The 19,128-nt window shown below is 61.2% G+C and carries 22 protein-coding genes; 6 read left to right on the top strand and 16 right to left on the bottom strand.

The window, feature by feature from the left end; genetic code table 11:
- The first annotated feature begins 180 nt into the window (after positions 1–180).
- On the top strand, positions 181–528 hold the full coding sequence (locus tag NE851_RS17995; protein ID WP_018447482.1) for a response regulator: 348 nt from the start codon (positions 181–183) through the stop codon (positions 526–528).
- Positions 529–534: 6 nt separating this feature from the next.
- Here the strand turns inward: NE851_RS17995 and NE851_RS17990 are convergent, their stop codons facing one another.
- From NE851_RS17990 to NE851_RS17965, 6 genes are all read right to left on the bottom strand, one after another.
- A complete protein-coding gene (locus NE851_RS17990) occupies positions 535–1,074 on the bottom strand; it encodes a MerR family transcriptional regulator (RefSeq protein ID WP_047616421.1) in 540 nt (179 codons plus the stop codon).
- 149 nt (positions 1,075–1,223) lie between these two features.
- Complete coding sequence (locus NE851_RS17985) at positions 1,224–1,562, bottom strand: integration host factor subunit alpha (protein WP_047616420.1); 339 nt, start codon at positions 1,560–1,562, stop codon at positions 1,224–1,226.
- Between the two features lie 106 nt (positions 1,563–1,668).
- Positions 1,669–2,640: a beta-ketoacyl-ACP synthase III gene (locus NE851_RS17980; RefSeq protein ID WP_047616630.1), complete on the bottom strand. Its 972-nt coding sequence runs from the start codon at positions 2,638–2,640 to the stop codon at positions 1,669–1,671.
- A gap of 20 nt (positions 2,641–2,660) precedes the next feature.
- Positions 2,661–3,707 (bottom strand): phosphate acyltransferase PlsX, encoded by a 1,047-nt coding sequence (gene plsX, locus NE851_RS17975; RefSeq protein ID WP_047616628.1) that lies wholly within the window; start codon positions 3,705–3,707, stop codon positions 2,661–2,663.
- 99 nt (positions 3,708–3,806) lie between these two features.
- Positions 3,807–4,361, bottom strand: coding sequence for a YceD family protein (locus NE851_RS17970; RefSeq protein ID WP_047616418.1), 555 nt, complete (start codon positions 4,359–4,361; stop codon positions 3,807–3,809).
- An 11-nt stretch (positions 4,362–4,372) separates the two neighbouring features.
- The gene (locus NE851_RS17965; protein WP_052213390.1) at positions 4,373–4,978 is read right to left on the bottom strand and encodes a ubiquinol-cytochrome C chaperone family protein; all 606 of its coding nucleotides are present in this window, start codon (positions 4,976–4,978) and stop codon (positions 4,373–4,375) included.
- A gap of 187 nt (positions 4,979–5,165) precedes the next feature.
- Here NE851_RS17965 and NE851_RS17960 point away from each other — a divergent pair, with 187 nt between their 5' ends.
- A complete protein-coding gene (locus NE851_RS17960; RefSeq protein ID WP_047616416.1) occupies positions 5,166–5,699 on the top strand; it encodes an outer membrane protein assembly factor BamE in 534 nt (177 codons plus the stop codon).
- A gap of 68 nt (positions 5,700–5,767) precedes the next feature.
- Here NE851_RS17960 and NE851_RS17955 read toward each other — a convergent pair whose 3' ends face one another.
- The 3 genes from NE851_RS17955 to ribH form a co-directional block, all read right to left on the bottom strand.
- Complete coding sequence (locus NE851_RS17955; protein ID WP_047616414.1) at positions 5,768–7,906, bottom strand: sodium-translocating pyrophosphatase; 2,139 nt, start codon at positions 7,904–7,906, stop codon at positions 5,768–5,770.
- Positions 7,907–8,104: 198 nt separating this feature from the next.
- Positions 8,105–8,587 carry a transcription antitermination factor NusB gene (nusB, locus tag NE851_RS17950; RefSeq protein WP_018241520.1) on the bottom strand — a complete coding sequence of 161 codons (483 nt, stop codon included), beginning with the start codon at positions 8,585–8,587 and terminating at the stop codon, positions 8,105–8,107.
- Between the two features lie 3 nt (positions 8,588–8,590).
- A complete protein-coding gene (gene ribH / locus NE851_RS17945) occupies positions 8,591–9,046 on the bottom strand; it encodes a 6,7-dimethyl-8-ribityllumazine synthase (protein WP_004674116.1) in 456 nt (151 codons plus the stop codon).
- Between the two features lie 345 nt (positions 9,047–9,391).
- Between ribH and NE851_RS17940 the strand changes: the two genes are divergently transcribed.
- The 3 genes from NE851_RS17940 to NE851_RS17930 all read left to right on the top strand — a co-directional run bounded on the left by NE851_RS17940 (position 9,392) and on the right by NE851_RS17930 (position 11,006).
- Positions 9,392–9,751, top strand: a complete 360-nt coding sequence (locus NE851_RS17940; protein ID WP_047616410.1) for a hypothetical protein — start codon at positions 9,392–9,394, stop codon at positions 9,749–9,751.
- A gap of 209 nt (positions 9,752–9,960) precedes the next feature.
- Positions 9,961–10,464: a cupin domain-containing protein gene (locus NE851_RS17935; RefSeq protein WP_097543002.1), complete on the top strand. Its 504-nt coding sequence runs from the start codon at positions 9,961–9,963 to the stop codon at positions 10,462–10,464.
- A 26-nt stretch (positions 10,465–10,490) separates the two neighbouring features.
- A complete protein-coding gene (locus NE851_RS17930; RefSeq protein WP_097543001.1) occupies positions 10,491–11,006 on the top strand; it encodes a GNAT family N-acetyltransferase in 516 nt (171 codons plus the stop codon).
- A gap of 182 nt (positions 11,007–11,188) precedes the next feature.
- Here the strand turns inward: NE851_RS17930 and NE851_RS17925 are convergent, their stop codons facing one another.
- The 7 genes from NE851_RS17925 to NE851_RS17895 form a co-directional block, all read right to left on the bottom strand.
- On the bottom strand, positions 11,189–11,806 hold the full coding sequence (locus NE851_RS17925) for a riboflavin synthase (RefSeq protein WP_097543000.1): 618 nt from the start codon (positions 11,804–11,806) through the stop codon (positions 11,189–11,191).
- A complete protein-coding gene (gene ribD / locus NE851_RS17920; protein ID WP_097542999.1) occupies positions 11,806–13,044 on the bottom strand; it encodes a bifunctional diaminohydroxyphosphoribosylaminopyrimidine deaminase/5-amino-6-(5-phosphoribosylamino)uracil reductase RibD in 1,239 nt (412 codons plus the stop codon). Before ribD ends, NE851_RS17925 begins: the two co-directional genes overlap by 1 nt.
- Positions 13,045–13,047: 3 nt before the next feature.
- Positions 13,048–13,524 (bottom strand): transcriptional regulator NrdR, encoded by a 477-nt coding sequence (gene nrdR, locus NE851_RS17915; RefSeq protein ID WP_254961893.1) that lies wholly within the window; start codon positions 13,522–13,524, stop codon positions 13,048–13,050.
- 9 nt (positions 13,525–13,533) lie between these two features.
- A complete protein-coding gene (glyA, locus tag NE851_RS17910; RefSeq protein WP_018447470.1) occupies positions 13,534–14,832 on the bottom strand; it encodes a serine hydroxymethyltransferase in 1,299 nt (432 codons plus the stop codon).
- Between the two features lie 216 nt (positions 14,833–15,048).
- Entirely contained in the window at positions 15,049–16,350 is a 1,302-nt protein-coding gene (locus NE851_RS17905) for a L,D-transpeptidase family protein (protein WP_047616400.1), read from the bottom strand.
- A gap of 439 nt (positions 16,351–16,789) precedes the next feature.
- Positions 16,790–17,305 carry a transcriptional regulator LdtR gene (gene ldtR / locus NE851_RS17900; RefSeq protein ID WP_003547156.1) on the bottom strand — a complete coding sequence of 172 codons (516 nt, stop codon included), beginning with the start codon at positions 17,303–17,305 and terminating at the stop codon, positions 16,790–16,792.
- A 128-nt stretch (positions 17,306–17,433) separates the two neighbouring features.
- Positions 17,434–17,871: a DUF6163 family protein gene (locus NE851_RS17895; protein WP_063474274.1), complete on the bottom strand. Its 438-nt coding sequence runs from the start codon at positions 17,869–17,871 to the stop codon at positions 17,434–17,436.
- Positions 17,872–18,101: 230 nt separating this feature from the next.
- Here NE851_RS17895 and hemB point away from each other — a divergent pair, with 230 nt between their 5' ends.
- Positions 18,102–19,115, top strand: a complete 1,014-nt coding sequence (gene hemB / locus NE851_RS17890) for a porphobilinogen synthase (RefSeq protein ID WP_097542998.1) — start codon at positions 18,102–18,104, stop codon at positions 19,113–19,115.
- Positions 19,116–19,128 lie beyond the last annotated feature (13 nt).

The raw sequence follows: 19,128 nt of genomic DNA, 5'->3' as shown, positions 1-19,128 counted from the left end.
ACGTCTTGACGAGCCGTGCAAGCGGTCCACATAAACCATCATGCCTACGCATCGTGCTTTCCGAAAATCAGAATCGATTTTTGGAAAGCACGATGCGTAGGTTTAAAGTGTCGGAGCGTCCTTTGTGCATCCGAAAGGACGCACGGCGCTCTAGCAAGGGGGCAATGGGTGGACCGGATCATGAAAGACATATTCATCGTCGAAGACGACGCGCTGATTGCCATGCTGCTCGAGGACATGCTCGCCGATCTGGGTTACCGGGTCTGCGCCAGCGCGCCCGATCTGGAGCGAGCGCTGGCAACCGCCAGGGATACGGAGTTCGACGCTGCCATACTCGACGTCTCGCTGGCCGGGCAGAGTTCACTACCGGTCGCAAAGCTGCTCGACGAACGCGGCAAACCCTATCTCTACGCGACGGGATACGGCACCGCGCCTGATGGCAGCAGCCCCAGCACATTGCCCGTGCTGCAAAAACCCTTCCAGCTTAGCGAACTCGAACAGGCGATGAAGCGACTGACCGAAGCCTGAAGCGGTTCAGCGCACCTGGTCGAGCAGGCGCTTGCATTCCAGGAGATCGTAGAGCGCCTCCTGCAGTAGCGCCCTGTCTTCCTTGCCGACGCTCGACTTGCCGATCGAAACTTCCTGCTCGTCGTCTCCAGCGACGAAATTGAAGAATCGGCGGGTGATCGGCGGCTTGGCGCGGCCGACGATCTGATCTTCGTCGGCCATGCCGACGCGCGGTTCGCCGGCACCGGCATCCTGCACGCCCGAGGCAAGCGCCTCGACGCTGGCGAGATCGCCGTGGCCGACCGATATGACGAACTTGTTGCCGTTGGTCTTCAGAAGCTTCTGCACACCCTTGATCGTATAGCCGTGATCATAGAGCAGATGCCGGATGCCCTTGAGGAGATCCACGTCCTCCGGCCGGTAATAACGACGGCCGCCGCCGCGCTTCATCGGCTTTATCTGGGGAAAACGCGTTTCCCAGAAGCGCAGCACATGCTGCGGCAGATCAAGATCGTCTGCGACTTCGCTGATGGTGCGAAAGGCATCGGGGCTCTTGTCCAACGTCATACTGCTACGCGACCTCGCGGCTCGATCCAACGGCGACTCATCATATTTCAACGGTTTGGCGTCGACAATTCAAGTCATGTCTCGACGTTGCGCACAACGTTGGACAGTGCGAAAGCAAAAAACGCTGCTTAGAAACGGGAAGCCGATGATCAGGGAGCCGGATTCTGCGGCTTCAGCTTGATCTTGCGAGCGACATGCGCCTTGAGGATGCGCGTCTTCAACACGTTCGACGCCTTGAAGGTCATGACACGGCGCGGGGAAATCGGAACCTCCTCGCCGGTCTTCGGGTTGCGGCCGATCCGCTCGTTCTTGTCGCGCACCTGGAAAGTGGCAAAGGAGGAAAGCTTGACGGTTTCACCGCGCACGATCGCATTGCAGATCTCGTCGATGACGGTTTCGACGAGTTCGGCAGATTCGGTCCGGGAAAGCCCGACCTTTCGGAAAACGGATTCCGCCAGGTCTGCTCGCGTCACTGTTTTTCCGGTCATGGTTTCCCCGCCCACTACAAACTATTTTGTGAAATCGCACGAAGAGTATTTGTCTTGCGCCTTACGGTCAAGCTCTTGTTCGCCGCCAGTTTTTTAGGATTCCTGCCTACCAGCGCAGCAGAACGGCGCCCCAGGTAAAGCCGCCGCCCATCGCTTCGAGCATCACCAGGTCGCCCTTCTTGATGCGGCCGTCGCCGGCAGCGGTCGCCAGTGCGAGCGGGATCGAGGCGGCCGACGTGTTGCCGTGCAGGTCGACGGTTACGACGACTTTCGCCGCGTCGATGTTCAGCTTCTTCGCCGAACCATCGATGATGCGTCGATTGGCCTGGTGCGGCACCAGCCAGTCGAGATCATCGGCAGTGGTGCCGGTCGAATCGAAAGCCGCCTGAATGACATCGGTGATCATGCCGACGGCATATTTGAAGACCTCACGGCCTTCCATGCGCAGCTTGCCGACAGTGCCGGTCGTCGACGGTCCGCCATCGACATACAGCTTTTCCTTATGCGAGCCGTCGGAACGCAGATGCGCGGTCAGCACGCCGCGGTCGGCAACGGTGCCCTCGCCTTCGGTCGCTTCGAGTATGATCGCGCCGGCGCCATCGCCGAAAAGCACGCAGGTGGTGCGGTCGTTCCAGTCGAGAATGCGCGAAAAAGTTTCGGCGCCGATGACGAGAACACGCTTGGCAAGCCCGCCGCGGATATAGGCATCTGCTGTGGTGACCGCATAGACGAAACCGGTGCAGACGGCCTGGACGTCGAAGGCGAAGCCGTGGCTCATGCCGAGACGGTTCTGGATGTTGACCGACGTTGCCGGAAAGGTGTTGTCCGGCGTCGAGGTGGCGCAGATGATGAGATCGATGTCGGCGGGCGTCAGACCGCCATTGGCAAGGGCTGCACGCGCGGCGGCCTCGCCGAGCGACGCCGTCGTTTCGTCATCACCGGCGATATAACGCTGGCGGATGCCGGTGCGCTGGACGATCCATTCGTCGGATGTGTCGACGATCGCCTCCATGTCACCATTGGTCATCACGCGCTTCGGAAGTGCGGCTCCGAACCCGCGAACCACTGAACGGATCATATTTGACTGAACCCTATCGCTCATGCCGCTTCCGGGCCCATTGGGGGCAGCCGTTTGGCATGATATTTCTTAAGATCGTTTTCTATTTTCTGATTGAGGCCGTTCTTGGCCATGTCGTAGCCGACTTCGATGGCGGCTGCGATGCCTTCGGCATTCGCTCCGCCATGGCTCTTGATGACGATACCGTTCAGGCCGAGAAACACGCCGCCATTGACCTTGCTCGGATCGAGCTTCTCACGAAGCATGTCGAAGGCGCTTTTGGCAAAGAGGTAGCCGATGCGGGCGAGCAGCGTGCGCGACATGGCGGCACGCAGATATTCGCCGATCTGCTTGGCGGTGCCCTCGGCGGTCTTGAGTGCGATGTTGCCGGAGAATCCTTCGGTGACGACCACGTCGACCGTGCCCTTGCCAAGGTCGTTGCCCTCGACAAAGCCGGAATATTCGAGCGAATCGATATTGGCCTCGCGCAACAGCCGGCCGGCTTCCTTGACCTCCTCCTGGCCCTTCATCTCCTCGACACCGACGTTCAGAAGGCCGATCGTCGGGCGTTCGACTTCGAACAGCGCGCGCGCCATGGCGCCACCCATCAGGGCGAAATCCATCAGCTGCTGCGCATCGGCGCCGATCGTCGCACCGACGTCCAGGACGATGCTCTCACCCTTCAGCGTCGGCCAGATCGCAGCGATCGCCGGGCGCTCGATATTGGCCATGGTGCGCAGACAGAACTTCGCCATCGCCATCAGCGCCCCGGTATTGCCGGCTGAGACCGCGACATCGGCCTCCCCCGTCTTCACCGCCTCGATCGAACGCCACATGGTGGAGATATAGCGGCCGCGGCGCAGCGCCTGGCTCGGCTTCTCATCCATAGCAACGGCAAGTTCGCAATCGTGAAAGAGCGATTTTTCTTTGAGTTTCGGAAACTTGGCGAGAACCGGATCGCACTGTTCCTTGAGACCGTAGAAAACGAAGGAAATATCCGGATGCCGATCCAGCGCCTTGGCGGCGCCGGGGATGACAACCTGGGGACCAAAGTCGCCACCCATGAGGTCGAGAGATATTCTGATCACGCGTCCCTGATCCTTCTTTTCGCCGAGGGGCGAAATTTCGGCCAAAATACCGGTTTTGGCGTCGCTTACAACTGAATTGTGTCAAATGCCCGAGACGCTTCAGTCCTTTTTCCAGTCCTTGAGGACCGCGAAAGCGGAGGGTTTTTTATCGTCCTCGCCGCTATCCTCGATATGACCTGAGAATTCGATACCCTCCTTGCGCGGATAGGGATCAATCGCCAAAGCGGCGAATTCTGCAACCACCTCGCCGGCATCGATCGTATCGCCGACAAAGGTTTCGGGCAGATCGGGACCGTCGGGATCGAGCAGCATCTCGCCGGCGTCGCTGCCGGGCTGGCGCGCAAGCTTGGAGCCCTCCGGCACGAAGATCTGCTCGAAGCTCTCATCGATGGCGGATTCGACCGGTTCCAGCGTCACGACGCAGGACTGGACGATCTTCGCCTGCACGCGGCCCTTGATGCGCACGCCGTCGCGCTTCCAGCGGGCAATCTGCAGATCGGCGCTGAGATCGTCGACGGAAACGACGTTCCAGGTCTTGGCAAGCGCCGTGAGTTCGCTGGCGTCGGCCTCGACATGGACCTCGACGGGGTTGGCCGAAATATGGCCGACCTTGACATGATAGGAGAAGGGAACATCGTCCCGATCATTCTTCATCGTTTCCTCCTTCAGGCAACCGGTGGGCTGGCGACCGGCGGAAGCGTTGCCGAGCCGGTGGCGATCACCTCTTCGGCTAGAGCGGACAGATGCGCTTCCGCGGTGATCATCCATCCGGCGAGGCCGGACATATCGGCCGGCGCTTCGGTTTCGGGGTAGATATTGCGTTGAAGAGCAAGAGCCAGGGCTTCGGCATCGCCGGTGTCCATCGCCTTCGAATAGGCTTCGAGCCGGCCGTAAAACATGCCGGCAAGCTTCTTCATGCGCTTCGGCACGCTGTTGTCGCCGATGCCGAGCTCGCGGATCGAATAGTCGATATCCTGGAAGAAGGCGTCGACGATCTCCTGGGCGATCTCCTGACCGCTGGTGGCGGAAGCGCGCGTGCGGCGAAAAAACAGAATCATGGTGATCGACAGCATCTCGAAACGGCCCATGACCGTATCGGGCACATTGAGCTGCTCGTAGAGTTCCGGCATGCGCGCGGCCGCCGCCAAGGCCGCATATTGCCTGTCGACGATCGCCTGATTGTTGTTTTTCTTACGGAAGAGCCCGAAGATCATTGTTTTTTCCGGAAATGCCTCATTCTTCATGCCGGCTGGCGTCTGGCCTTGTTGCATGATTTCGAAAGCTGGTTTACCGAAGCAGGCGCGAATTGCAATGCTGATCGTGGCCAGTTTCGGGACAATGCCTTCAATGCGTCTACGAAGCGAATTCGGGACATTCGACTCGGAATGGCCACAATGGTTTTGCAGGAGGAAAGCGTGCAAGGCCCAAAATGGCTGCTATCGACACTCAAGGGAGTAGATGTCGTTGAAGAAACGGTATTTCAAGTCTGACATGAAATTCTTCAGCAGTGCGGCCATTGCCTTCATAATCGCCTCCACATCAGCTCTTTCCGGCTGCCAAACCAGCACCGTGCTCAACGGCGGTTATGTCGCCGACCAGCAGTCGCTGAACCTCGTTCCGGAGGGTTCAAGCCGCGAGCAGGTGCTGCTGTCGCTCGGCACCCCCTCGACGACGGCGACCTTCGACGGCGAAGTCTTCTATTATATCTCGCAGCGACGCACGCGTGCCGTCGCCTTCCAGAAGCTGAAGGTCGTCGACCAGAGCGTTCTGGCAATCTATTTCGACAAGGACAACGTCGTCAGCCGCCGTGCCAACTATACGCTGCAGGACGGCAAGGTGTTCGACACGATCGGACGCGTCACGCCGACCGGCGGCAAGGAACTCACCTTCCTGCAGCAGATGCTCTCCGGCGGCAGCGCCGCGAGTGCTGCCCGCAGCCTGTTCGGCGGCGGTGCGGGCGGTACGCCGCAGAACCCAAGCAGCCTGCGCTGATCGGACATACCTCATACGAAAAACCCGCCGGATCGCTCCGGCGGGTTTTTTAATGGTCTCTGATCTGTCTAGCCAGCAAGAACGGCGAGCAGCAGAAGTGCGACGATATTGGTGATCTTGATCGCCGGGTTGACGGCGGGGCCGGCGGTATCCTTGTAGGGATCGCCGACCGTATCGCCGGTGACGGAGGCCTTGTGCGCATCCGAACCCTTCATGTGACGCACGCCGTCCTTGTCGACGAAACCGTCCTCGAAGCTCTTCTTGGCATTGTCCCAGGCGCCACCGCCCGATGTCATCGAGATGGCGACGAAGAGGCCGTTGATGATGACGCCGAGCAGCGATGCGCCGAGCGCGGCAAAGGCGGAAGCCTTGGAGCCGGAGATGAGCAGCACGCCGAAATAGACGACGATCGGCGCCAGCACCGGCAGCAGCGACGGCACGATCATCTCGCGGATGGCGGCCTTGGTCAGAAGGTCGACGGCCCTGCCGTAATCCGGCTTTTCCGTGCCCTGCATGATGCCGGGCTTTTCCTTGAACTGACGGCGGACTTCCTCGACGATCGCGCCGGCCGCACGGCCGACGGCGGTCATGGCAATGCCGCCGAAGAGGTAGGGAACGAGACCTCCGAAGATCAATCCCGCCACGACGTAGGGGTTGGAAAGATCGAAGGAAATTTCGCCTATGCCCGCGAAATAAGGGAACTTGTCGCCATTCGCCGCAAAATATTTGAGGTCGTAGGAGTAGGCGGCGAAGAGAACCAGTGCGCCGAGACCGGCGGAACCGATGGCATAACCCTTGGTGACGGCTTTGGTCGTATTGCCGACAGCATCGAGCGCGTCGGTGGATTTGCGCACCTCCGGCGGCAGATGCGACATTTCGGCGATACCGCCGGCATTGTCCGTCACCGGTCCGAAGGCGTCGAGCGCGACGATCATCCCGGCAATGCCCAGCATCGCCGTGACCGCAATGCCGGTGCCGAACAGGCCGCCGAGCTGGTAGGTGGCGAGAATGCCGCCGACGATGACAATCGCCGGCAGTGCCGTCGATTCCAGCGAGACGGCCAGACCCTGGATGACGTTGGTGCCGTGACCGGTGACCGAGGCCTGGGCGATCGAAACGACCGGGCGCTTGCCGGTGCCTGTATAATATTCGGTGATCACCACGATCAGCGCGGTGACGACGAGGCCGATGACGCCGCAGAAGAAGAGGTGCGCGCCCGAGATATCGGCGCCGCCGACGGAGCCGATCGAGCCCCAGCCGATGGTCAGCGAGGTGGCAGCGCCGAGACCGACGATCGACAGCAGGCCGGTGACGATGAGGCCCTTGTAAAGAGCGCCCATGATCGAGCCGTTCGCACCGAGCTTGACGAAGAAGGTGCCGATGATCGAGGTGATGATGCAGGCACCGCAGATCGCCAGCGGATAGACCATCGCAGACTGGAGGATCGGCGCGCCGGCAAAGAAGATGGCGGCGAGAACCATGGTGGCGACGACCGAGACCGCATAGGTCTCGAAGAGGTCGGCGGCCATGCCGGCGCAGTCGCCGACATTGTCGCCGACATTATCGGCAATCGTTGCCGGGTTGCGCGGATCGTCTTCGGGAATGCCGGCTTCCACCTTGCCGACGAGGTCGCCGCCGACGTCGGCGCCCTTGGTGAAGATACCGCCACCGAGACGGGCGAAGATCGAGATCAGCGAAGCGCCGAAGCCGAGCGCCACCAGCGCATCGATGACTTCGCGCGAGCCGCTCTCATGGCCGAGCCCGATGGTCAAAATAGTGTAGTAGATGGAGACGCCGAGCAGCGCCAGACCGGCCACCAGCATGCCGGTGATCGCACCCGACTTGAAGGCGATGTCGAGGCCAGCGGAAAGGCTGATGGAGGCTGCCTGGGCGGTGCGCACATTGGCGCGGACGGAGACATGCATGCCGATGAAACCGGCAGCGCCTGATAGTACGGCGCCAATCAGGAAACCGATGGCGGCCGTGGCGGAAAGAAGCAGCCAGGCTGCGATGAAAACAACAACGCCGACAAGGGCAATGGTTCTGTACTGGCGCGTCAGATAGGCTTGAGCGCCTTCGCGGATGTAACCCGCGATCTCCTGCATGCGGCTATTGCCCTGATCGGCGGCAAGCACCGACCGGGTTGCCCAGGCGGCATAGACCACCGAGAGCAGACCGCATGCGATTACGCATAAAAGAATGGTCATTTCGCTCGTTCCTCCCATAGGCCGGAGATCACTCCTTCTCCGGCAGATACGCCGCCGAATCGCCTTCCTCTCCACAGAAATGCCACAGCTAAGCGGTGTGGAGATTGCGTGGTCGATCACGTTGCGTCAAGACCGCAACGGGCGAAAACCATTGCAGTGCGAAGAAAGACGCAGGGAGATTGTTTGGCGGCTAAGGAGTTATTTCTTCGCCTCGCCGCGGACCTGCTTGGCGATGCGGTCGAGCACGGCGTTGACAAGCTTCGGCTCGTCGTCGTCGAAGAAGGCCTGGGCGATCTCGACATATTCGGTGACGATGACCGCCACGGGAACGTCCTTGCGGTCGGTGATCTCGAAGACGCCGGCGCGCAGAATGGCGCGCACGGTGCTGTCGAGGCGCGACAAGGCCCAATCATCCTGCAGTGCCGCGGCAATCAGCGGATCGAGGCGGACCTGATCGCGCACGACGCCGGAGACGATGGAACGGAACCAGGCGGCATCGGCCTTCAGATAGGTCGCGCCGTCGAGTTCCTGGCCAAGACGGTGCGCCTCGTATTCGGCGACGATTTCCAGAACGCCGGTGCCGCCGACATCCATTTGATAAAGTGCCTGAACGGCAGCAAGACGGGCAGCGCCCCGCTGGTTTGCAGTCTTGACCGGCCGTTCCGTCTTGTCGTCGTTCATTCGTTATGCACCCAGTTTCTGCTTCAGCTCGATCATCGTCAGAGCTGCACGAGCGGCAAATCCGCCCTTATCCTTATCCGAGCGGCGCGCGCGCGCCCATGCCTGTTCATCGTTTTCGACGGTCAGGATGCCGTTGCCGATGGCAAGGGACTCGCTGACCGCAAGATCCATCAAGGCGCGCGAGGATTCGTTCGACACGATATCGAAGTGATAGGTCTCGCCGCGAATGACCATGCCGAGGGCGACATAGCCGTCATAATGCGTGCCGCCATTGTCGTCTCCATCGAGCGACATGGCAATCGCCGCCGGAATTTCCAGTGCGCCGGGAACGGTGACCACCTCGAAGGTGGCGCCGGCTTCTTGCAATGCGAAAGTCGCGCCTTCGAGCAGGGCGTCGGCCATGTCGTCGTAGAAGCGGGCCTCAACGATCAAAATATGGGGAGCGGTCTCTCTCGGCATGGTTCACCTTCGGTTGGCGGGACATTTCCCACTCGGCAGCCCGCGGTCAAAACATGCCTTCGTCCGAATGGCAAGCAATTTCGCCCGATGCCCCAATGCCAAAGAAGAAATATCTGCAAGGGGATAGCCGCGTCCTGCCTGCACTGCTGGGCAAGCCTTTCAAATCAGCTTTCCCGGATGCCTTGAAAACGGCAATTCGAAGGCGGTTTTCATGAACAATTCTTAATGGATTTTCAGTGGCTTAACCCATTGAATCGCGAAGAGGGCAACGCCAATTCCATGTCGTGACGCAGACGATCCCCTGCAACGACAGTCGACCGTCAAAGCAGATGAAAGGATACCATCATGAACCGCGTTGTCACCATCACCCTCGCCGCAGCCCTCTCCTCGCTCGCATTTGCCGGCGTCAGCCGGGCCGAAAGCCTTGGAATGAACACGGCCCAGGGCATCGAACAGACACTCCGGACCTTCCACGGCAATGATTTCAATGTCGAGCAGGTCCATAACTGGCGCAATCTCGACGACGAAACGACCGGTCCGCGCTCGGCGCCGGAACGCTCCGGTCAGGCCGTTCGCGGCATCCAGGCCTCGATCGACGCCAACAGATCGCTGGCCCACCGGCTCAACAATGAAGGCGTCGACGTCCGCAACATCGTCAACGCCGAGCAGGCAGCCGACGGAAGCTTGACCTTCTACGTCCGCTGACGCTCCAGCGCATACCCCCGAGATCGGAATCGATCTTCGGGGGTATGCGTGGGTTGAAGTGATCGAGCGTCCCTAGCGTGTTCCATTCCATGCGCGGCCGCTCACAGCATGGGCGGCGGTCTCCTCTCCGCCCATGCCGGGGATTTCCGAGATAGGCATTGAATTTTCCGGCGCGATGATAGTTTCTCTTCCTGGAACAGGAGAACATCATGGCGATGGAACCGAAGGCGGTGATCAATACCGCCGATCTCAAGCTCGACCATTGGAAACAGGGCGAGTTCTATGAAAGCGTCGACACCTCGTTCGGCACGCTTCTCGGCCTCGCCGGACTCGGCGTCAGCTACAACGAGGTACCGCCAGGCAAGTCGGGCTGTCCCTTCCACAATCATCATGTCGAAGACGAACTCTTCCATATAATCGCAGGCACCGGCGAATACCGCTTCGGCGACGCGCGCCATCCGATCAGGGCGGGCGACGTGCTCGGCGCGCCGGCTGGCGGGCCGGAAACGGCGCACCAAATCATCAACACCGGCACGACGACGCTTGTCTATCTCGGCATCTCGACGATGGCGAAGACCGAGATCGTCGAATATCCCGATTCCGGAAAGTTCCTTGCCAAGACCAACAGGGACGGCACAAAAGCCGGGCGCTTCCGCCACATCGGACGGCCGGAAGGTGATCTCGATTATTGGGACGGCGAGCCCGGCGCCTGAGGGCGCGATTTCCATAAGGACCTGATGTGACCGACATTCCGACCTTCGAAACGGCGCGGCTGACGCTGCGCCCCCACCGCCTCGACGATTTCGAGGCGCATGCGGCATTATGGGCAAACGAGGACGTCGTTCGCTTCATCACCGGCGTGCCATCGACGCGCGAGCAGAGCTGGAGCCGCATGCTGCGCCTCGCCGGCATGTGGCATCATATGGGCTTCGGCTTTCTGGCGATCATCGAAAAAGAGAGCGGCCGGTTCATCGGCGAAGCGGGCTTCCTCGAAGCCCGCCGCGAGATGGAACCGTCGATCGAAGGGACGATGGAAGTCGGCTGGGCGCTGATGCCCTTAGCACACGGCCGCGGTTATGCCACCGAGGCGCTGGCAATCCTGATCGGCTGGGCGGAGGCGCATTTCCCAGGAAAACCAATGAGCTGCATCATCAGCCCCGAGAATGAGGCTTCGTTGCGGGTGGCAGCCAAGCTCGGTTTTCGCGAGACGGCGCGGACGCAATACAATGGCGAGATTATTCAGTTTTCGCGGTAGCGGCCCCTCATCCGCCTGCCGGCACCTTCTCTCCGCTCGCAGGCGAAGGGAATATGCGGCGACCTCTCCGTCCTTCGCCGGCGTCTCGCATGGCACGTCCCCTCGCCCCGCTTTTACGGGGGTCCGAAGGACAGGGCGAGACGAGTGGCTCGACCCCGGCAGGTTAGGGTGAGGGGCACATTTCAGGCTGAGGCGCTGGGGAATTCGGCCAGCCGGGCGGCGTAACGCGCCATGGTATCGACCTCGAAATTGACGAAATCGCCGGCCTTGCGGTCGCCCCATGTGGTGACTTCGAGCGTATGGCGGATGAGCAGCACGTCGAAATCCGTGCCGTCGACCGCATTGACCGTCAGCGAGGTGCCGTCGAGTGCGATCGAACCCTTGGGGGCGACGAATTTTGCGAGGTGTTCGGGCGCACGCAGGCGGTAGCGCGTGGCGTCACCCTCCGATGTCACCGAGAGGATTTCCGCCTTGCCGTCGACATGGCCGGAAACGATATGGCCGCCGAGCTCGTCGCCGATCTTCAGCGACCGTTCGAGATTGATGCGGCTGCCTTCCCGCCAGGTGCTGATCGTCGTCAGCCGGAGCGCCTCCTCCCAGGCCTCGACCTCGTACCAGCGGCCGTTGCTGCCTTCGGCCGGCAGGGCGGTGACGGTCAGGCAGATGCCGGCATGCGAGATCGAGGCGCCCATGTCGATGGTCGCGGGATCATAGGCGGTCGCGACCCGCAAGCGGATGCCTTCCTTCAACGGGGAAACGGATTCGACCGTGCCGACATCGGTGACTATTCCGGTGAACATCAAAACCCTCTTTCATATTCGTCCAGGCGATCTTCGCCGAACATCCGCGTGCCCCTATGGGCAAAACCCGATGGTATGTCGGTTGCATCAAGCGGCGATTCAATACCGCGCTGGCCGATAACGACAGGCGCCTGATAAAGCTGGATACGGTCGACGAGGCCAGCCTCGAGGAAAAGCCGCGCCGTCTTTGCGCCGCCCTCGACCAGAAGCGAGGAAATACCGCGTGTTGCGAGTGCCGGCAGCAGGATTTCCGGATGGTAAGGATTGCAATAGACGATCTCGACGCCGGCGGCTTCGAGTGCGGCGCGGCGCGAGTCCATGTCGGTAGCGTCTGTGGATGGGGTACCCCCCTCTGCCCTGCCGGAGTACCGGGGCCGAGCCACAGGTCTCGACCCGTCCTTCGGACCCCCCACAGGTGGGGAGGTGTCCGGCAGGATAGAGGGGGGTAGCCCCTCCGCATCCGCCGACAAAGGCCACACTTCCTCACTCGCCACCACGATGACAGGCACGTCCCGCGCCGTCAGGGCGAGCTTGCTGGTCAGCGGCAATGCCAGGGTGGGATCGAGAACGATGCGGATCGGGGACTGGGCTTCGAGACCTGGTGTTCGCACCGTCAGCAGCGGATCGTCCGCAATCGCCGTGCCGATGCCGACGAGGATCGCATCGGTTTCGGCGCGCAGCGCATGCACCTGCGCGCGGGCGAGCGGGCCGGTGATTGCCACCTGTCCCTCCCCCTGACGGCCGACCATGCCGTCGGCGGAAACGGCAAGCTTGAGAGTCACATAGGGCCGGTTCTTCGTCTGGCGGGTGAGATAGGCGGCAAGCGAACGCCGGCCCTCTTCCTCCAGAACACCGGCATCCACCTGTATGCCGGCTTCACGCAGCATGGCGATGCCGCGGCCCGAGACACGCGGATCTGGATCGGTGACGCTGATGACGACGCGGCCAACGCCAGAGGCGATCAGCGCCTCGGAACAGGGCGGCGTCTTGCCGTGATGCGAGCAAGGTTCGAGCGTCACATAGGCGGTGGCGCCGCGGGCGAGCGCGCCGGCTTCAGCCAGCGCCTGCGTCTCGGCATGCGGGCGGCCCCCGAGCGCCGTCACCGCCCGGCCGACGATGACGCCATCCCTGACGATCACGCATCCGACGGAGGGGTTGGTAGCGGTGCGGCCGAGATGCCAGCGCGACAGGCGGATCGCCGCCGCCATGAAACGTTCGTCATGCGGCGTGATGCTCATGGCTCACCTGTCCAGCGGGTCGCGGGCAATCTTGGCGTTGATTTCCGAAATGACCTTCTCGAAATCCTCGGCAAGCGAGAAATCCCGATAGACCGAGGCGTAGCGCACGAAGCCGACATCATCGAGGCTCTTCATCGCCTCCAGCACCTGCAGGCCGATCTGCTCGGAAGAGATCTCGGTTTCGCCGGAGCTTTCAAGCCGGCGGACGATGCCGGAGACGGCGCGCTCGATGCGATCCCGCTCGACCGGGCGCTTGCGTAGCGCCACCTCGAAAGAGCGCACCAGCTTGTCGCGGTCGAATGGCACCTTGCGGCCGGTCTTCTTGATGACCATCAGCTCGCGCAGCTGCACGCGCTCGAAGGTGGTGAAGCGACCGCCGCAATCCGGACAGATGCGCCGCCGGCGGATGGAGGTGCTGTCCTCCGCCGGGCGCGAATCCTTGACCTGAGTATCTTCCGAACCGCAATAGGGGCAGCGCATCCCTACTCCTTATCCCATGTAGCCATACATGGGGAAGCGGTCGGTGAGATTGACCACCTTGCCGCGCACGGCGGCTTCGACGGCGGCATTGCCTTCATCGGAATTGGCGACCTTCAGGCCGTCGAGAACCTCGACAATGAGATTGCCGATTTCGCGGAATTCCGCTTCCTTGAAGCCACGGGTGGTGCCGGCCGGTGCGCCCAGGCGCACACCCGAGGTGACGAAGGGCTTTTCCGGATCGAAGGGAATGCCATTCTTGTTGCAGGTGACGTAGGCACGGCCGAGCGCTGCCTCGGCGCGCTTGCCGGTGGCGTTCTTCTTGCGCAGGTCGACCAGCATCAGATGGTTGTCGGTGCCGCCGGAGACGACGTCGAGGCCGCCTGATATCAGCGTTTCAGCGAGCGCCTTGGCATTCTTGACGACCTGAGCGGCATAATCCTTGAATTCCGGCTGCAGTGCCTCGCCGAAGGCAACGGCCTTGGCGGCGATGATGTGCATCAGCGGACCACCCTGCAGGCCGGGGAAAACGGCCGAATTGAATTTCTTCGCCAGATCCTCGTCATTGGTGAGGATGACGCCGCCGCGCGGGCCGCGCAGCGACTTGTGGGTCGTCGTCGTCGCGACATGGCAATGCGGGAACGGCGACGGATGAACGCCACCGGCGACGAGGCCGGCAATATGGGCCATGTCGACCATCAGATAGGCGCCGACGCTGTCGGCGATCTCGCGGAAGCGCTTCCAGTCCCAGATGCGGGAATAGGCAGTGCCGCCGGCGATGATGAGCTTCGGCTTGGTTTCTTCGGCCTTGCGGGCGACCTCATCCATGTCGAGCAGGTTATCGCCTTCGCGCACGCCGTAGGAAACGACGTTGAACCACTTGCCGGACATGTTGACCGGCGAACCATGCGTGAGATGGCCGCCCGAATTCAGGTCGAGACCCATGAAAGTGTCGCCGGGCTGCAGGAGCGCCAGGAACACCGCCTGGTTCATCTGCGAACCGGAATTCGGCTGGACGTTGGCGAAATTGACGCCGAACAGCTTCTTGGCGCGCTCGATCGCCAGTTCCTCGGCGATATCGACGAACTGGCAGCCGCCGTAATAACGCTTGCCGGGATAACCCTCGGCATATTTGTTGGTCATGATGGAGCCCTGGGCTTCCAACACGGCGCGGGAGACGATGTTCTCAGAAGCGATCAGTTCGATCTCGTGCCGTTGGCGACCGAGCTCCTTTCCGATCGCGCTGAAAATGTCCGGATCGACGTCCGCAAGCGAGCGATTGAAGAAGGATTCGGTGGAAGCATTGGTCATGGGCGGGCTCCTCAACTGGAATGCGCTGAGGTATTAGCCTCCCGCTGTGGCAAGGGCAATACGAAGAACGACATTTGCTGAGCAAAGCGCGCGCTCACGCTCTTTTCCGGCCGCGCCGCGCCGATGCCTGGCGGCCATTTTATGGAGAGCCCCTCCCGGCATAAAAAAACCGCGCCCGAAAGCGCGGTTCTCAAATTGCGATGCAGAGCTTGCCGCTTACTGAACTGGCTGTTCCATGCCAGCCGTGGTGTCGAGCGCCAGCTCGGCATTGCCGTCCATCTGATAGATGTCGTCACGGAACTGGACGATGCCGTCGGGCATGCCCCAGGCAGAGATATAGACGAAGTAAACCGGAACTTCCGCCGCGAGTTTGATCGGCGTGTTGACGCCGGTGGCGATCACCTGCTCCATCTGCTGGCGGCTCCAGCCGGGGGTCTCGCGCAGCAGCCAGTTGGTCAGGTCGCGCACGTTCTGCACGCGGACGCAGCCCGAGGATTCGAAGCGCATCAGCTTGTTGAACAGGCCCTGCTGCGGCGTGTCGTGCATGTACTCGCCGTTCTTGTTGTAGAAGTTGATCTTCGTCGACGCCATGGCGTTGATCTTGCCGGGGTCCTGTCGGAACATCAGGTTCGGCGCCTCGCCGTTCCAGTCGACGGTTTCGGGGGCGACTTCGTTGCCCTTGCCGTCGATCAGGCGGATGGCGTTCTTTTCGAGATAGGTCGGATCCTTGCGCATCAGCGGCATGATGTCCTTCTCGACGATCGAGCGCGGCGCCGTCCAGTAAGGATTGAGGATGACCTCGTAGATCTTCGAATTGACCAGATGCGTCGGGCGGCTCAAGCGGCCGACGACCGCGGTGTGACGCGTCGCGACACTGCCGTCTTCGACGGCCTCGACATAGGCGGCCGGGATATTGACCATCAGGTGACGGCGGCCCAAGTCCTCGGGGAAGGTCTGCAGACGGACGACATTGGTGTTCAGCTGCTGCAGGCGAACATCGGCGGGGATGTTCATCGCCTTCAGGGTGAATTCGCCGAGAACGCCATCGGCCGGCAGACCGTGACGCGCCTGGAAGCGCTTGACGGCGCCGTCGACATAGGAATCGAAGGCGTTGGACAGGCCGGCCTCGCGCGGCAGATCGCCGGTGATCGCGAGACGCTGGCGCAGCGCCTGGACGGCGGGAGAGCTGACGCCGAGTTGCAGGCGCTGATCACCGGGATTGACCTCGGGCCAGCCTCCGGCTGCGGCGATCTGCTGATACTGCATGATTGCCTGCTGGGCGCTCGCGACAGATTGGGGCCCAAGGATCGGCGTGTTGGAAACCATGGCGGTCGCCGTGCGCGACGCCGCCTTGGCGTCGAACTGGTCGTCCCAGTTGCCGCGGCGCGGCGCGTTGATCAGCGTATCGAGCGCCGATTGCGCAAATGCCGGCGCCGCGATCGCGCTGGCGCCAACCGTTGCCGCGGACGCAAGGAAAGCGCGGCGAGAGAGAGCTTCAATTCCGTTTTTCTTCGACATAGTCCCAACCACTCAATGCCGCCATAAGAACAAGCCGCGGCTCTTTGCGAAATCACTGCGCTTTAACGCAGATCCCTGTCCATTCGTTGTCCCGGCGTATCAAAAAACTCCGCCTCCCCCATCACAAGATTGCGATGAGAAAGCCTGAACTCTGATCGGTCCATTGAAAGCGCCGGTTGTTAAGCCTTCCGCTGCCACACCAATATGGCCAATTCGTGTTGCCAGGTCGGCAGAAGGACTGTCGGCTGCCGGGAACACGACGCAACGAACCATATGACGGGGTAAACCGTGCCGGTTAATAACGGCTAAAAAACGGCTTGAATACCGGGCTTTGCGCTTGTCAGCCATGCGTTGCAAAGATGCCACGCGGATCAAACGGCAAATCGGACGTGCAGGGAACACGTCCGATTTTCTGCAACCCTGAAAGGAGGTCCGGGTTTTAGAGGCGGTACAGGATCTGATCGTTCCAGAAGCGATCGAGACGCTGGAGCAGCTTGTTCATCTGCGTGAACTCATCGGTGCCAATGCCGCCGACCTTATCGATCGAGGCGATGTGGCGTTCGTAGAGCTTGGCCACCGTTTCGGCGATGTCCTGGCCGGTTTCGGTCAGGCTGATGCGGACCGAGCGGCGGTCGATGCGCGAGCGCTGGTGGTTGATGAAGCCGAGATCGACCAGCTTCTTGACGTTGTAGGAAACGTTGGAGCCGAGATAGTAGCCACGCGAGCGCAGCTCGCCGGCGGTCAGTTCGGAATTGCCGATGTTGAAAAGGAGCAGCGCCTGGATGGCGTTGACGTCGCTGCGACCCTGACGGTCGAATTCGTCCTTGATGACATCGAGAAGACGACGGTGCAGACGTTCAACGAGATGAAGGGATTCCATGTAAAGATCACGGATGTCATGATCCTGCTGGTCACGGAAGGTCGATACCGCCTGCGGCTTGATTTTCGTATTCATATTGACTGCCTCACTGTTTGTTTGGCGGTGTGTTTTCTTCCCGCCTTGAGTGAGACCCTATCGAATACATATAAAATTCGACTTAAACCGCAGGCTTAACGGAGCCTTACCGGTAACTCCACGTTGTCTCAGGGTAAATCAACGCTTACCTGGCGGCGATGCCGGCGCTTTTCCAGCCACAGCAGCAGGCGGAAAATCCAGTAAACGACGGCGACCATGACATGCAGCAGAATGATCAGCTGGTTGGGGCCGAAAATATCCGGCAGCAGGCCATACATCAGGATCTGCCCGCCGGCGGCGAGCACCCAGATCACCGGTCCCCAGGAAACGGTGAGCCAGAGACCGAGGGAGGCCACGGGGAAAAGCACGGCGAGACTGGTGCTCGCCACCTTCCACGGCAGGCTCAAAAGATCGAAGCGGCCGGCGCCGACCAGCGAATAGCCGACGAGCATCGCCCAATATTGCAGGCCGAACCAGAAGCAGGAGACGGCAACCAGCCTCAGGAAGAGAATGAAGAGGATATCCGCCAGCGTGCGTTTCGGTATCGTCGGGGAATCGGTTTCCATAGCGCAGACATCGGTTTGGGGTTGCATCTTCACAAAGGCGCCCGCGCATCTGACAAGACGGGCTGAGGACGCTCTATCACATTGCGTTGGCGCATAACCCTGAAAATCGACTCCAAATTTCGCGGTTATGCGCCGGAGGTTTTCCGCCGCGGCCAATCGTCCGGTTTGGATTTTCCGGGCGCCATGATAATGAGCGCTCGGATAAATGGAATGGGCTTGGGACAGATATCATGCAGGACAGAACTCATCTCGTCGACGAGATCACCGGCCATCGCCGCATGCGGCGCAACCGCAAGGCGGATTGGACACGCCGGCTGGTGCAGGAGAACCGGCTGACGGTCGACGACCTGATCTGGCCGATCTTCATCGTCCCGGGTTCCGGCATCGTCGATCCGATCCCGGCCATGCCCGGCGTCAACCGGATGAGCATCGACAAAGCCGTGGAAGCCGCGCGTGAAGCGGCCGGCCTCGGCATTCCGGCGCTCGCCACCTTTCCGAATATCGAGATGGAACTGCGGGACGAGACCGGTTCGAACAGCCTCGAAGCCAACAACCTGATCAACCAGGCAACGGCGGCGATCAAGAAGGCGGTGCCCAATATCGGCGTCATCACCGACGTCGCGCTCGATCCCTTCACCAGCCACGGCCATGACGGTATTCTCAGAGGCGGCGAAATCGTCAATGACGAAACGGTCGACCAGGTGGCGCGCGCCGCCGTGATGCAGGCGGATGCCGGCGCAGACATCATCGCACCGTCGGAGATGATGGATGGGCGTATCGGCGCGATCCGCATGGCGCTCGATGCGGCCGGCCACCAGAACGTCGGCATCATGAGCTATGCGACGAAATTCGCCTCCGCCTTCTACGGTCCCTATCGCGAGGCGATCTCGACGGGCGGGCTGCTGAAAGGCGACAAGAAGACCTATTATCTCGACCCCGCCAACGGCACCGAGGCAGTCCGCGACGCGGCCCTCGACGTCGAGGAAGGCGCCGACATGCTGATGGTCAAGCCCGGCCTGCCCTATCTCGATATCTGCTGGCGGATAAAGGAGGCCTTCGGCTTGCCGACTTTCGCCTACCAGGTTTCCGGCGAATATACGCAGATCAAGGCTGCGGCGATGAACGGCTGGATCGACGGCGAGCGGGCGATGCTCGAAACGCTGCTGTCGTTCAAGCGGGCAGGATGCGACGGCATCCTCACCTATTTCGCGGTCGAGGTGGCGAGGATTCTCGCGAAGCGGTGATTTCAAGCAGATT

Source organism: Rhizobium anhuiense bv. trifolii, from assembly GCF_024346605.1.
In the GTDB taxonomy this organism is placed as follows: domain Bacteria; phylum Pseudomonadota; class Alphaproteobacteria; order Rhizobiales; family Rhizobiaceae; genus Rhizobium; species Rhizobium anhuiense.
This window is presented reverse-complemented; position numbering and strand designations above follow the sequence as displayed.

Excerpts from the sequence above, each read along its gene's own strand:
- NE851_RS17995 (WP_018447482.1), top strand. The coding sequence starts at position 181 with ATGAAAGACATATTCATCGTCGAAGACGACGCGCTGATTGCCATGCTG.
- NE851_RS17990 (WP_047616421.1), bottom strand. The coding sequence starts at position 1,074 with ATGACGTTGGACAAGAGCCCCGATGCCTTTCGCACCATCAGCGAAGTC.
- NE851_RS17985 (WP_047616420.1), bottom strand. The coding sequence starts at position 1,562 with ATGACCGGAAAAACAGTGACGCGAGCAGACCTGGCGGAATCCGTTTTC.
- NE851_RS17980 (WP_047616630.1), bottom strand. The coding sequence starts at position 2,640 with ATGATCCGTTCAGTGGTTCGCGGGTTCGGAGCCGCACTTCCGAAGCGC.
- NE851_RS17970 (WP_047616418.1), bottom strand. The coding sequence starts at position 4,361 with ATGAAGAATGATCGGGACGATGTTCCCTTCTCCTATCATGTCAAGGTC.
- NE851_RS17965 (WP_052213390.1), bottom strand. The coding sequence starts at position 4,978 with ATGCAACAAGGCCAGACGCCAGCCGGCATGAAGAATGAGGCATTTCCG.
- NE851_RS17960 (WP_047616416.1), top strand. The coding sequence starts at position 5,166 with ATGTCGTTGAAGAAACGGTATTTCAAGTCTGACATGAAATTCTTCAGC.
- NE851_RS17955 (WP_047616414.1), bottom strand. The coding sequence starts at position 7,906 with ATGACCATTCTTTTATGCGTAATCGCATGCGGTCTGCTCTCGGTGGTC.
- nusB (WP_018241520.1), bottom strand. The coding sequence starts at position 8,587 with ATGAACGACGACAAGACGGAACGGCCGGTCAAGACTGCAAACCAGCGG.
- ribH (WP_004674116.1), bottom strand. The coding sequence starts at position 9,046 with ATGCCGAGAGAGACCGCTCCCCATATTTTGATCGTTGAGGCCCGCTTC.
- NE851_RS17940 (WP_047616410.1), top strand. The coding sequence starts at position 9,392 with ATGAACCGCGTTGTCACCATCACCCTCGCCGCAGCCCTCTCCTCGCTC.
- NE851_RS17935 (WP_097543002.1), top strand. The coding sequence starts at position 9,961 with ATGGCGATGGAACCGAAGGCGGTGATCAATACCGCCGATCTCAAGCTC.
- NE851_RS17925 (WP_097543000.1), bottom strand. The coding sequence starts at position 11,806 with ATGTTCACCGGAATAGTCACCGATGTCGGCACGGTCGAATCCGTTTCC.
- ribD (WP_097542999.1), bottom strand. The coding sequence starts at position 13,044 with ATGAGCATCACGCCGCATGACGAACGTTTCATGGCGGCGGCGATCCGC.
- nrdR (WP_254961893.1), bottom strand. The coding sequence starts at position 13,524 with ATGCGCTGCCCCTATTGCGGTTCGGAAGATACTCAGGTCAAGGATTCG.
- glyA (WP_018447470.1), bottom strand. The coding sequence starts at position 14,832 with ATGACCAATGCTTCCACCGAATCCTTCTTCAATCGCTCGCTTGCGGAC.
- NE851_RS17905 (WP_047616400.1), bottom strand. The coding sequence starts at position 16,350 with ATGTCGAAGAAAAACGGAATTGAAGCTCTCTCTCGCCGCGCTTTCCTT.
- ldtR (WP_003547156.1), bottom strand. The coding sequence starts at position 17,305 with ATGAATACGAAAATCAAGCCGCAGGCGGTATCGACCTTCCGTGACCAG.
- NE851_RS17895 (WP_063474274.1), bottom strand. The coding sequence starts at position 17,871 with ATGGAAACCGATTCCCCGACGATACCGAAACGCACGCTGGCGGATATC.
- hemB (WP_097542998.1), top strand. The coding sequence starts at position 18,102 with ATGCAGGACAGAACTCATCTCGTCGACGAGATCACCGGCCATCGCCGC.